11 protein-coding genes and 1 pseudogene are annotated in these 12,489 nt (G+C 72.2%); 6 read left to right on the top strand and 6 right to left on the bottom strand.

Translation table 11 applies throughout. The annotated features are described in order from the left end of the window. The first annotated feature begins 59 nt into the window (after positions 1-59). Positions 60-1,142, top strand: coding sequence for a lytic polysaccharide monooxygenase (locus tag ABZ354_RS23925; protein WP_358659919.1), 1,083 nt, complete (start codon positions 60-62; stop codon positions 1,140-1,142). A gap of 185 nt (positions 1,143-1,327) precedes the next feature. Here the strand turns inward: ABZ354_RS23925 and ABZ354_RS23930 are convergent, their stop codons facing one another. Then, a complete protein-coding gene (locus tag ABZ354_RS23930; protein WP_358659921.1) occupies positions 1,328-1,741 on the bottom strand; it encodes a VOC family protein in 414 nt (137 codons plus the stop codon). A gap of 160 nt (positions 1,742-1,901) precedes the next feature. Between ABZ354_RS23930 and ABZ354_RS23935 the strand changes: the two genes are divergently transcribed. The 5 genes and pseudogenes from ABZ354_RS23935 (at position 1,902) to ABZ354_RS23955 (ending at position 6,851) form a co-directional block, all read left to right on the top strand. After that, on the top strand, positions 1,902-4,319 hold the full coding sequence (locus ABZ354_RS23935; RefSeq protein WP_358659923.1) for a nitrate reductase: 2,418 nt from the start codon (positions 1,902-1,904) through the stop codon (positions 4,317-4,319). Further along, positions 4,316-4,807 carry a hypothetical protein gene (locus ABZ354_RS23940; protein ID WP_358659925.1) on the top strand — a complete coding sequence of 164 codons (492 nt, stop codon included), beginning with the start codon at positions 4,316-4,318 and terminating at the stop codon, positions 4,805-4,807. The genes ABZ354_RS23935 and ABZ354_RS23940 overlap by 4 nt, the downstream gene beginning before the upstream one ends. A 147-nt stretch (positions 4,808-4,954) precedes the next feature. Next, positions 4,955-5,224: pseudogene (locus tag ABZ354_RS23945) on the top strand (helix-turn-helix domain-containing protein); the annotation flags it as partial. Further along, on the top strand, positions 5,221-6,198 hold the full coding sequence (locus tag ABZ354_RS23950; protein WP_358659927.1) for a pyridoxal-phosphate dependent enzyme: 978 nt from the start codon (positions 5,221-5,223) through the stop codon (positions 6,196-6,198). The pseudogene ABZ354_RS23945 and the gene ABZ354_RS23950, both read left to right, overlap by 4 nt. A 296-nt stretch (positions 6,199-6,494) precedes the next feature. Next, positions 6,495-6,851, top strand: a complete 357-nt coding sequence (locus ABZ354_RS23955; RefSeq protein ID WP_358659929.1) for a cupin domain-containing protein — start codon at positions 6,495-6,497, stop codon at positions 6,849-6,851. Positions 6,852-7,007: 156 nt separating this feature from the next. On the opposite strand, the gene ABZ354_RS23960 is transcribed toward ABZ354_RS23955, so the two are convergent. The 5 genes from ABZ354_RS23960 to ABZ354_RS23980 all read right to left on the bottom strand — a co-directional run bounded on the left by ABZ354_RS23960 (position 7,008) and on the right by ABZ354_RS23980 (position 12,448). After that, a complete protein-coding gene (locus ABZ354_RS23960; RefSeq protein ID WP_358659978.1) occupies positions 7,008-8,339 on the bottom strand; it encodes a VWA domain-containing protein in 1,332 nt (443 codons plus the stop codon). A 125-nt stretch (positions 8,340-8,464) separates the two neighbouring features. Continuing rightward, on the bottom strand, positions 8,465-9,322 hold the full coding sequence (locus ABZ354_RS23965; protein ID WP_358659980.1) for a MoxR family ATPase: 858 nt from the start codon (positions 9,320-9,322) through the stop codon (positions 8,465-8,467). Between the two features lie 129 nt (positions 9,323-9,451). After that, a complete protein-coding gene (locus tag ABZ354_RS23970) occupies positions 9,452-10,093 on the bottom strand; it encodes an LUD domain-containing protein (RefSeq protein WP_358659931.1) in 642 nt (213 codons plus the stop codon). Between the two features lie 41 nt (positions 10,094-10,134). Next, positions 10,135-11,646, bottom strand: a complete 1,512-nt coding sequence (locus ABZ354_RS23975) for a lactate utilization protein B (RefSeq protein ID WP_358659933.1) — start codon at positions 11,644-11,646, stop codon at positions 10,135-10,137. Between the two features lie 46 nt (positions 11,647-11,692). Further along, a complete protein-coding gene (locus ABZ354_RS23980; protein WP_358659935.1) occupies positions 11,693-12,448 on the bottom strand; it encodes a (Fe-S)-binding protein in 756 nt (251 codons plus the stop codon). Between the last annotated feature and the right edge of the window lie 41 nt (positions 12,449-12,489).

Below are 12,489 nucleotides of genomic sequence, written 5' to 3' on the forward strand. Positions count from 1 at the left end.
GAGCACGGAAGACCGCAGATCCACGTACGCACGAATGATCATTCCGGACAGGAGAGCCCATGTCATTACGTACGAAAGTGATCTCCTTGGGGGCGGTGCTGGCCACCCTGCTCGGTGCGCTCGGACTGACCCTGCTCGGCCAGGGAAGGGCCGAGGCGCACGGGGTGGCGATGATGCCCGGCTCGCGCACCTACCTGTGCCGGCTGGACGCCGTCACCGGCACCGGCGCCCTCGACCCGACCAACCCGGCCTGCCGGGACGCCCTCAACCAGAGCGGCGCCTCGGCGCTCTACAACTGGTTCGCCGTGCTGGACTCCAACGCGGGCGGACGCGGCGCCGGTTATGTGCCGGACGGGAAGCTGTGCAGCGCCGGTGACCGGTCGCCGTACGACTTCCGTGCCTACAACATGGCCCGTTCCGACTGGCCGCGGACCCATCTGACGTCCGGCGCGACGATGAAGGTCGAGTACAGCAACTGGGCCGCGCACCCGGGCGCCTTCCGCGTCTACGTCTCCAAGCCGGGCTACTCGTCGAGCACCGAGCTGGGCTGGGACGACCTGGAGCTGATCCAGACGGTCACCGACCCGCCCCAGTCCGGTTCGCCCGGCACCGACGGCGGCCACTACTACTGGGACCTGACGCTGCCGTCGGCCCGCACCGGGGATGCGGTGATCTTCATCCAGTGGGTGCGCTCGGACAGTCAGGAGAACTTCTTCTCCTGCTCCGACGTCGTCTTCGACGGCGGCCACGGCGAGGTCACGGGCATCCGGGACAGCGGTACCGACCCGGACCCGGACCCCAGCACGCCCGACCCCGACCCGACGCACACCGGGTCCTGCATGGCCGTCTACGAGGTCGTGAACTCCTGGGACGGCGGCTTCCAGGGCTCCGCCGAGGTCATGAACCACGGCACCTCACCGCTGAACGGCTGGGCCGTCCAGTGGAAGCCCGGCGACGGCACCAGGCTCACGAGTGTCTGGAACGGTGCGTCGGGTACGGCGTCGGACGGCACGGTCACGGTCAGGAACGTCGACCACAACCGCACCATCGCCCCCGACGGCACGACGACCTTCGGCTTCACCGCCTCCTCGTCGTCGGGCAACAACGGGCCCGTCGGTACGGTCGGTTGTGTGACGCCGTAGCTCTGTGACGCAACGGCACCACACGGCATGGTGGAGGCCGTGAGCCCGTGCTCGTACGGGCACGCAAGCGGGGCCGGGAGCGCCGTGCCGTCGTGCGCGGCGCTCCCTTCCGTCCCCAGCCCGCTGTCTCCCGCTCCCGTCTCCCGGACCCCGCCTTCGTCCCCGTCCCCCCGCCGGTCGGCCGGTCAGCTCTTGGGCTGTACGACGTTGACCATCCACGGGACGCCGAAGCGGTCGACGCACATGCCGAACACGTCGCCCCACATCTGCTTCTCCAGCGGTACGTTCACCGTGCCGCGCTCGGAGAGCTTCTCCCAGTAGCCGCGCAGCTCGGACTCGTCGTCGCCGCTGAGACTGACGGAGAAGTTGTTGCCCGCGCTGTGCTCCACACCGGGAGGGGCATCGGACCCCATCAGGGTGAAACCGGTGGGTGTCTCCAGCATCGCGTGCATGACCTTGTCGGCGTTCGGCGCGTCCGCCTGGCCGTAGTCGCCGTAGCTGTGGAGGGCGAGCGTGCCGCCGAAGACGTCCTTGTAGAACCCCATAGCCTGGCGGGCGTCGCCGTCGAAGCTGAGGTACGGGTTGAGGCGCGAGGCCATGGGAACCTCCAGAAATCGGACACGAACCAGCGTTCGGAAAACCGTAGCGCGGGGCACTGACAACGGCTCGTCGTGCGAGGCCACGCCGTGTGCCCGGGTGCGGGACCGGCGCGACGGGGTACCCGGGGGCGCTACCCGTCCGACGGAGGAGTGGTGCCCCGTGGCTGATGCACGTATCGACGACCCGTGGGGGGAGCGCACGCCCTACGGCCCCGGCACGGACTGGCCGACCCGCACCGACACCCATCTCGCGGCCGGGATCACCGAGGCGGGGGTGGAGCGCTGGGTGCCGTCGGCCTCGCTGCTGCACTCCAACGGCGACGCCATGGACATCGCCGTACGGCAGGGCCGCATCGTCGGCGTACGCGGCCGGGCGACGGACCGCGTGAACCGGGGGCGGCTCGGCCCGAAGGACCTCTACGGCTGGCAGGCGAACCACTCCCCGGACCGGCTGACCAGCCCGCTCGTGCGCGACGGCGGGCGCCTGGTGGAGTGCGACTGGGACACGGCCATGAACCGGATCGTGGACCGCTCACGGGACCTGCTGGACGAGCGAGGCCCCGGCTCGATCGGCTTCTACACCACCGGCCAGCTGTTCCTGGAGGAGTACTACACCCTCACCGTTCTCGCCCGCGCCGGAATCGGCACCAGCCACCTCGACGGCAACACCCGGCTGTGCACCGCGACCGCCGCCGAGGCGCTGAAGCAGACCTTCGGCTCCGACGGACAGCCCGGCTCCTACACGGACATCGACCACGCCGACACGATCGCCCTCTTCGGACACAACATGGCCGCGACCCAGACCGTGCTGTGGATGCGCGTCCTGGACCGCCTCGCCGGTGACGACCCACCCGCGCTGCTGTGCGTGGATCCGAGGCACACGCCCGTGGCGCAACGCGCCGACGTCCATCTCGCCCCCCGCGCGGGCACGAACGTCGCCCTGCTCAACGCGCTGCTGCACGAGATCATCCGCACCGGCCGGACCGACCGCGACTACATCGACGCCCACACGGTCGGCTACGACGAACTCGCCGCAGCCGTCGAGCCGTGCACACCGCGCTGGGCCGCGGCCATCTGCGATGTTCCCGCCGCCCAGATCGAGCGGGCGGCGGACCTGCTCGGCGGCGCGCGGCGACTGCTGTCGACCGTCCTGCAGGGCGTCTACCAGTCCCACCAGGCCACCGCCGCCGCCGTCCAGGTGAACAACCTGCACCTGATCCGCGGCATGCTCGGCCGCCCCGGCCGCGGCCTGCTCCAGATGAACGGCCAGCCCAGCGCGCAGAACACCCGCGAGTGCGGCGCCAACGGCGACCTGCCCGGCTTCCGCAACTGGCAGAACGACGCGCACGTCGCCGACCTGGCCGACGTGTGGAACGTCGCCCCGGAGACCATCCCGCACTACGGGCCGCCCACCCACGCGATGCAGATGTTCCGCTACGCCGAGCAGGGCTCGATCCGCATGCTGTGGATCACCGGGACCAACCCGGCCGTGTCCCTGCCGGAACTGCGCCGCATCCGCTCGATCCTCCGGCAGGAGCGGCTGTTCGTGGTCGTCCAGGACCTGTTCTGCACCGAGACCGCCCAGCTCGCCGACGTGGTGCTGCCCGCGGCGACCTGGGGCGAGAAGACCGGCACCCTCACCAACGCCGACCGCACCGTGCACCTGTCCGAGAAGGCCGTCGAACCGCCCGGCGAGGCCCGCCCCGACCTCGACATCTTCCTCGACTACGCCGCCCGCATGGACTTCCGTGACAAGGACGGCGGCCCGCTCATCGGCTGGCGCGACCCCGAGTCGGCGTTCCGCGCGTGGCAGAGGTGCAGCGCCGGACGCCCCTGCGACTACACCGGCCTGAGCCACGACCGGCTGCGCGACGTGGGCGGCATCCAGTGGCCCTGCACCGACGACGCCCCCGACGGCACCGAGCGCCTCTACACGGACGGTTTCGCCTTCGCCGATTCCCACGTCTGCGAGACCTACGGCAAGGACCTGGTCACCGGGGCGTCCATGGACGTGGTCGAGTACCGGTCCCTGAACCCCGACGGGAAGGCGGTCCTCAAGGCGGCGGAGTACGTGCCGCTCCACGAGGACACCAGCCGGGAGTACCCCATCCAGATGATCACCGGTCGTACCGTGTACCACTTCCACACCCGCACCAAGACCGGCCGCGCCCCCGAACTGAACGCCGCCGCACCCGACGTGTGGGCCGAGATGTCCCCCGCGGAGGCCGCCCGACAGGGGCTCGCGGACGGGGACCTGGTCCGGATCGGCACCCCGCGCGGAGCGGTACGGGCCCGGCTGAAACTCACCGCGATCCGCGACGGCATGGTCTTCCTGCCGTTCCACTACGGCTACTGGGACACGCCCGAGGGCAGCGGCCCGCCCGGGCACGGGGACGGCCGGGCGGCGAACGAGGGCACCATCACCGACTGGGACCCGGTGTCCAAACAGCCCCTGTTCAAGACGTGCGCGGCCCGCGTCACCCTCGTCGCGAGCCGGGGCACTGCCGAGGCCGGTGCCGACGCGGGCAGGGTCGCGGGCCGGGACGCCCGGGGCGCGCGCGAGGGGAGTACGGCATGACGGGCATCAGCCTCACCCTGCGCGCCCTGCACGACGGCGAACTCGACCTGGAACGCGACCTGGTGACAGCCGCCGAACGGCACCGCGCCGACCACGAGATCCACCACGTGCTGACCGACCTCGCCCGGTGGTCCCACGAGCACGGCACCCGGCTGGCCGAGACGGGACGCGCGTACGACCTCGACCTCGGCGGCGCCCGGCACGACCCGTCATCCGGGGTCCTCGGCGCGCTGCGGGAGAAGGCGGCCGACGTGTTCGGGCGACGCCCGCAGACGGGCCTGCTGCTCCTGCGCGACCTGACGGACCTGCACCTGGCCGCCGCGCGCAACTCCCTGCACTGGGAAATGCTCGCCCAGGCCGCGCAGGCCACCCGGGACGACCGACTCCTCGCCCTGGCCACCGCCTGCCATCCGCGGACGTTGCGGCAGATGCGCTGGTCCAACACCATGATCAAGGAGCTGTCACCGCAGCTGCTGACCAGCGTGTAGCGCCGGGTGGCCCGGCGTGGGCCCGGCGCCGGCCGGTTCGTCGGCCGGTCCGCCAGCCGGTCCGCCGACCGATCCGTCGGCCGGTTCGTCGACCGATCCGTCGGCCGGTCCGTCGGTCGGTCCGTTGGTTTGTCGGCCGGTTCGTCGGGCGTGGACGCGCGCGGGGTCTTCGCCGCTCGCCGCTCCGTCGAGCAGGTCGCGGCCCGGCTCGGCATCTCCCGCGCCTGCGCGTACAGCTACCTGTGCCGGGCACGGGCGAGTGAGCGGGGCCGGGAAAACGACCAGATCGCGGACCCGGAAGCAGACCCGGACCGCGTTCCGGGAACGGACGGTGACAAGTACCGTGACCAGTACCCCGACACCGACCGTAAAGCCGCCAGTGCGAGCCCTCACACCCCTGCCGGAGGACATGCGTGACGACCACCACCCCGCCCGTCACCCTCGACGACGTCCGTGACGCGGCCGCCCGGCTCGAGGGCGTCGTACACCGCACTCCCGTCCTGCGCTCCCGCACCCTGAACGCGCTGGTCGGCGCCGAGGTCCACCTGAAGTGCGAGAACTTCCAGCGGGTGGGGGCGTTCAAGTTCCGCGGCGCCTACCACGCCGCCTCCCGGCTGACCCCGGAACAACGGGCCAGGGGCATCGCCGCCTACTCGTCCGGCAATCACGCCCAGGCCGTGGCCCTGGCCGCCCGTGAACTCGGCAGCACCGCCGTCATCGTCATGCCCGAGGACGCACCGCCGTCCAAGCGGAACGCCACCGCGGGTTACGGCGCCGAGATCGTCACCTACGACCGCTACACAGGCGACCGCGTCGCGCTCGCCGAAGCCCTCGCCGCCGAACGCGGCCTCAGCCTCATCCCGCCGTACGACCACCCGGACGTCATGGCCGGACAGGGCACCGCCGCCCTCGAACTCCTGGAAGAGACCGGCGAGTTGGACGCCCTGCTCGTACCGGTCGGCGGCGGCGGACTGATCGCCGGAAGTGCCACGGCGGCGAAGGGCATCCACGCCGGTATCCGCGTCATCGGCGTCGAGCCGGAGGCCGGGGACGACACCAAGCGGTCGCTGGAGGCGGGACACCGCGTCGGCATCCCCGTCCCGCGCACGATCGCCGACGGCCAGGCACTGCACATCCCCGGCGAGCTGACGTTCTCGGTCAACCGGCGTCTCGTCGACGCGATCGCCCTCGTTACGGACGACGAGATCCGCGCCGCCATGCGCTTCGCCTTCGAACGCCTGAAGATCGCCCTGGAGCCGAGCGGTGCCAGCCCCCTGGCGGCGCTGCTCAGCGGTCGCGCGGGCCCGCTGCCGCGCCGCATCGGTCTCATCCTGTCCGGCGGCAACATCGACGCGGAACGCTTCGCCCGGCTCTGCGGCCCCGACGCGTGACTGCGTGTGCTGCGCGACTGCGACTGTTTCCACGGCTGCGTCCGCTTCCGTGTCCGTGACTGCGCCGGCGTGCGCGTCCGCGACCAGCACCTGGGCAACAGCTGGGCCCCGGGCCGCCGGATCGCGCCGTGGATTCCCGTATCGCCACGGTCCCCGTATCGCCCCGGTTCCCCCGTTTGGCAGTCCCGGGTTGCCGGGCGGAGGATGAAGTGGTGGGGCGGTGGAACCGCCGGCCCCTCCAGGCAGACGGAGACCGGCCCCGGCCGCATGGAACACAGCCGGAAAGGAGGAGCGTCATGCTGGAGATGAAGACGCTCGACAAGCCGGACGAACGGCGGGACTTCCCCAGAGGTCACCTCGAGGCCGTTCACATGTCCGGGCTCGACTTCGCCGTCGCGACGTTCGAGCCGGGCTGGCGCTGGTCCGAGTCCGTGGCACCGATCGCGGGCACCGACAGCTGCCAGGTCCATCACAACGGGTACGTCGTCCAGGGCCGCATGCACATCCGGATGGACGACGGCGCCGAGGGCGAGGTCGGACCCGGCGACGCGTTCGTCTGCACCCCGGGTCACGACGCCTGGGTGGCCGGCGACGAACAGGTGGTCCTCTACGACTTCGCGGGAGGCATGGCGACGGACTACGCGAAGGCGTAGGCGCGACGCGGCGCCCACGGGCTACAGCGGTTTCCGCGGCCCCTGAGAGCCTGGCCGCCTCGGGCTCACGGGCTCCCCGGGGAGGGCGCCGTTATTCGGGACGCCGACGGCAGTGATACCGGCGTGACACCGGCCGGCGTGTGAGCCCGGCCGGTCTCACACCGGCAGCAGTCGGGACACCAGGGCGCCGAGCTGGCGGGTGGTGCGGCACTCGTGCATCCCGACCAGTTCGGCGTAGTCCGGGGCGGCGGAGTCCCCCGTGCCCCACAGGGAGACCGGCTCGGGGTTCAACCAGTGGACATGGCGGGCGCGTGCGGTGATCTGCCGGACGGCCGGCAGATTCGGGTCGCTCTGGTTCGTGCGGGCGTCGCCCAGGACGAACACCGTCGTACGCGGGCCGACGGCATCGCCGTACCGCTCGGCGAACTCACCCAGCGCCGTGCCGTAGTCGCTGCTGCCGTGCCAGCCCGTCAGGGTCGCCTCGTCCCGGATGCGGGCGCCGAGCCCTTCCGGGTCGGCCGTGCCGTGCACGAGGAGGCCGGTGACCTCGTCGACGCGGTTGACGAAGGCGAACACCCGCACCTTGCTGAACTGGTCGTGCAGTGCCTGGACCAGCAGCATCGTGAAGTCCGAGAAACCGGACACGGAGCCGGACACGTCGCACAGCAGCACCAGTTCGGGCCGGGCGGGACGCCGACGGCGCAGTACCGGACGCATCGGCACCCCGCCCGTCGACAGCGACCCGCGCAGGGTGCGCCGCAGGTCGATCGAGCCGCGCGACGCCCGCCGACGGCGTGCCGCCAGCCGCGTCGCGAGCTTGCGGGCCAGCGGCTGGACCGTCCTGCGCAACTCCGCCAGCTGGGCCTTTCCGGCGAGCAGGAAGTCGATCCGGTCCGGGGTCGTGCCCACGGCGCGCCGGGCGAGTTCGTCCCGGCCACGCCGTTCCGCGACCCGCCTGCGAGCCTCCGTACCCACCATCTGCCGGAACGCCTCGATGCGGCGCCGGATCTCGTCCTCCAGCAGCCGGTCGGTGAACCCGGCACCCGTGGTCCCCGAGCCCCGGACCGCGTCCCGGACGCGGGCCATCAGCGTCTGCGGACGCATCCGGTCCAGCGTCTGGTACGCCGACCAGCCGTCCGAGCCGGGCGAGGAGCCGTACCCGCCGTACCCGTCGACCGCCTCGGCGGCGAGCCGTTCCATCTGTGCCCGGTCGTCGTCGGCGAGCGCCGCCGCGAGCCGGTCCCGCAGTTCCTCGCGTCCCGCCGGTTCGCCGTCCGGGCCGCCGACGGCCCGCGGGAAGTACAGGTCGAAGACCGGGTCGAACAGGCGCCGCTGGTCCGGCGTGTGCAGCAGTGTCGCGGCCAGCCCTTCGCGCAGCAGCTCGCGGTCCGCCAGCCCCAGGGCCGTCACCGCGCGCGCCGCGTCCACGGTCTCACCCGTGCCGACGCGGACGCCGTGCGCGCGCAGCGCCCCGACCAGCGACGTCAGCCGCTCACCGACACCGCCGACACCGCCGCCCTCACGACCACCATTGCCCTTACCGCCGCCGCCACTGCCGTCGCGGAGGGGACCGGTGTCTCGGAGAGGACCGGTGCCGCCGGGCGCGGGCCCGGTCACACGGCGTCCAGGTCGAGCTTGGCGGCCGCCTTCAGCACGTCGTCCTGGTGCTTGAGGACGACGCCGAGGCTGTCGCGTACCACGGACTCGTCGAGCCGGTCGGCACCGAGCGCGAGCAGGGTGCGCGCCCAGTCGACGGTCTCGGCGACCGAGGGCGCCTTGCGCAGATCCATGGCCCGCAGAGCGCCGATCACCCGGACCACCGACGCCGCCAGCGCCTCCTCCAGGTCCGGCACCTTCAGCCGTACGATCCTGCGTTCCAGCGCCTCCTCGGGGAAACCGATGTGGAGGAAGAGGCAGCGGCGGCGCAGCGCCTCCGACAGTTCACGGCTCGCGTTGGAGGTGAGCACGACGAACGGGCGGCGCGCCGCGGTGATCGTGCCCAGTTCGGGGACGGTGACCTGGAAGTCGCTGAGGACCTCCAGCAGCAGGCCCTCGACCTCGACGTCCGCCTTGTCGGTCTCGTCGATGAGGAGGACCTTCGGGTCGTCGCCGCGGATGGCGGTCAGCAGGGGGCGGGAGAGCAGGAACTCCTCGCTGAAGATGTCCGTGCGCGCCTCGTCCCACGTCTCGTCGCCGCCCGCGCTGATGCGCAGCAGTTGCTTGGCGTGGTTCCACTCGTAGAGCGCGCGGGACTCGTCGACGCCCTCGTAGCACTGGAGCCGTACGAGACGGGCGCCGGCGACCTGCGCGACGGCCTTGGCGAGTTCCGTCTTGCCGACGCCGGCGGGGCCCTCCACCAGCAGCGGCTTGCCGAGGCGGTCGGCCAGGAAGACGGTCGTGGCGACGGCGGGGGACGCCAGGTAGCCGGCCTCCGCCAGACGGGCGGAGACGTCGTCGACGGACGTGAACAGCAACGGGGCCTCCAGGTCTGCGCGATATCCCGGCCTATCTAAGCGCTTGTTCACCTGGTCTGTCACGCGTCGGACCCCTCCCCCGGGTCACCTCGGCGGCCCGGGGAGGGGCGGACGTCCCGTCGAGGTTCAGGACACCGGCCCGCTCACCAGCACCACCTCGAGGGTACGGGGGCCGTGCACCCCCTCGACGCGGTTCAGCTCGATGTCGCTGGTGGCCGACGGGCCCGAAATCCAGGTCAGGGGCCGGGTCGCATCGAGGCGTTCCAGGGCCAGGGGGACGGAGGAGACGACCTGGTCCGGGACGCGGACGACACAGATGTGGTGGTCGGGGATCAGCGTGATGCGGCGCCGGCCCTGGGCCGGGCCGCCGTCCAGCACGATCGTGCCGGTCTCGGCGATCGCCACCGCGCAGCCGGTGATCACGCTGTCCACGCGGTCCAGTTCGTGCGGGGTGGTCCCGGTCCGGTCCGTCACCCGCTCGGCGTCGGCCTCCGCCGTCCAGGCGGGGTCGAGGCCCGGCGGGACGAGTACCGTCCGCGCCGACCGCGCGGTCAGCAGTCCCGCGAGGCAAGCGGGCAGCCCGGCCGCCGTGCAGCGGTGCACGATCGCCCGGTAGTCCGCCAGGTTCTCGGCGAGCAGGTCGACCGTCTGCGCCGTCGTGCGCGCGCCGTGCTCCCGCGGACGGTCCCGCCCGACCGGGGCCTCCTCGACCGGCACGTCCGCGAGCGCGCGTCGCACCCGGCCCAGGACGCGTTCCCTGCTGCTCACTCCACGCCCGCTCACTCCACGCCCGCTCACTCCACGCCCGCTCACGTCACGTCCTTCTTTCCGCCGTCCGTCCGCAGCCACCAGTCCCGGAACGGCTCCGCCGGCAGTGCCGGAACATCGCGGGTGTCGGTCCATGCCCGGCCCGGGCCCGGCAGTGTGCGCGGTACGAGCCGACGGCCGCGGGAGGCGAGGCGCTGGCCGGCGCGCAGCACGCCCGGGCGGGTGAGTGCCCAGCGCGTCGCCCTGATCGCGGCCCGTTCCGCCGCGTGGCCCCTGGCGGGCTTCAACACGACTTTCTCGCCCTCGCGGGTGACCCGGCCGCCCTGCGCGACGCGTTCCCGCAGGTGGACCAGTACCTCGGGGATGTCGATGGCGACCGGGCACACCTCGTAGCAGGCGCCGCACAACGACGACGCGTACGGCAGGGAGGCGTCGATCTCGCTCTGCGTGCCCCGTAGCTGAGGGCTGAGGATCGCGCCGATGGGGCCGGGGTAGACCGAGCCGTAGGCGTGCCCGCCCGCCCGCTCGTACACCGGGCAGACGTTGAGGCAGGCCGAGCAGCGGATGCAGCGCAGGGCCTGGCGGCCGACGTCGTCGGCGAGGGTGTCGGTGCGGCCGTTGTCCAGCAGCACCAGGTGGAAGGCCTTCGGGCCGTCGCCGTCCGTGGTACCGGTCCACATCGACGTGTACGGGTTCATGCGCTCGGCCGTGGAGGAGCGGGGCAGGGTCTGCAGGAACACCCCCAGGTCCCGCCAGGCCGGCACGATCTTCTCGATGCCGACCACCGAGATCAGCGTCTCCGGCAGGGTCAGGCACATCCGGCCGTTGCCCTCGGACTCCACGACGACGAGGGTGCCGGTCTCGGCGACCATGAAGTTGGCGCCCGAGACACCGACCTTGGCGCGCAGGAACTTCTCCCGCAGGTGCAGGCGGGCCGCCTCGGCGAGTGCGGCGGGCGTGTCGGTCAGGCCCTCGGGAGCCGGGCGGCCCCACGCGCTCATCTCGCGCGTGAAGATGTCGCGGATCTCGCCGCGGTTGCGGTGGATGGCCGGGACCAGGATGTGCGAGGGCCGGTCCTTGCCCAACTGCACGATCAGCTCGGCGAGGTCGGTCTCGTAGGCGCGGATGCCCTCGGCCTCCAGCGCCTCGTTCAGGCCGGTCTCCTGCGTGGCCATCGACTTGACCTTGACGACCTCCGACTCGCCGGTCTCCTTGACGAGCTCGGTGACGATCCGGTTGGCCTCGGCGGCGTCGGCGGCCCAGTGGACGACGCCACCGGCCGCCGTCACCGACTCCTCCAACTGCACCAGATAGCGGTCGAGATGGCGCAGCGTGTGGTCCTTGATGCGTTTGCCGGCTTCCCGCAGCGTCGCCCAGTCGGACAGTTCCGCGACGGCCGCGGCCCGCTTGGCGCGGATGGTGTGGGTGGCGTGCCGCAGGTTGGCGCGCAGCGTCGCGTCGTGGACGGCCTCGTGCGCGGCCTTCGGGAAGGCCGGCATGCCGAGGAACGTTCCGCCGGCGGCGCCGGGTGCTCCGTGGCGCGTTCCGCTCATGAGCCGGTTCCTGCCCTTCCCCTCGGGCCCTTCGGGCGCGTTCCGCTCATGGGGCCGGCTCCTCCTTGGTACTGGCCAGGATCTCCGCCAGGTGCACCGGCCGCATGCCGGTCTTGAGGCGGGTCATCGTCCCGCCGATGTGCATGAGGCACGAGTTGTCGGCCGCGCACAGCACGTCGGCGCCGGTCGACTCGGCGTTGCGCACCTTGTCCGTGCCCATCGCCGCCGAGACGTCCGCGTTCTTCAGGGCGAAGGTGCCGCCGAAGCCGCAGCACTCCTCGGCACCCGGCAACTCCACCAGCTCCAGACCCTCCACTGCCTGGAGCAGCCGCCGCGGGCGCTCGCCCAGGCCGAGCCCACGCAGCCCGTGACAGGTCGGGTGGTACGTCACCCGGTGCGGGTAGTACGCGCCCACCTCGGTCACCCCCAGCACGTCCACCAACAACTCCGTCAGCTCGTACGTCTTCGGCACCACCGGCGCCAGCGCCGCCGCCAACGACTGCCCACGGCCCTCGGCGCGGGCCCGCTCGCCCAGCCGCGGATACAGCTCCCGGACCATCGCCGCGCACGACCCGGACGGCGTCACGACCGCCTCGTAGTCGCGGAACACCTCGGCGAAGTGCCGGGCCATCGGTTCGGTCTCGTGCCGGTACCCGGTGTTGTAGTGGGCCTGGCCGCAGCAGGTCTGCGCCATCGGGAAGTCGACCTCGACCCCCAGCCGGTTCAGCAGTCTCACCACCGCGCGCCCGGTGTCCGGATAGAGCGTGTCGTTGACGCAGGTCAGGAACAGGGCGACACGCATCGCGGCTCCTCGGTCGGGCGATCGTCGGACGGGTGCAGAGT

The organism is Streptomyces sp. NPDC005925, from assembly GCF_040638805.1.
GTDB lineage: Bacteria > Actinomycetota > Actinomycetes > Streptomycetales > Streptomycetaceae > Streptomyces.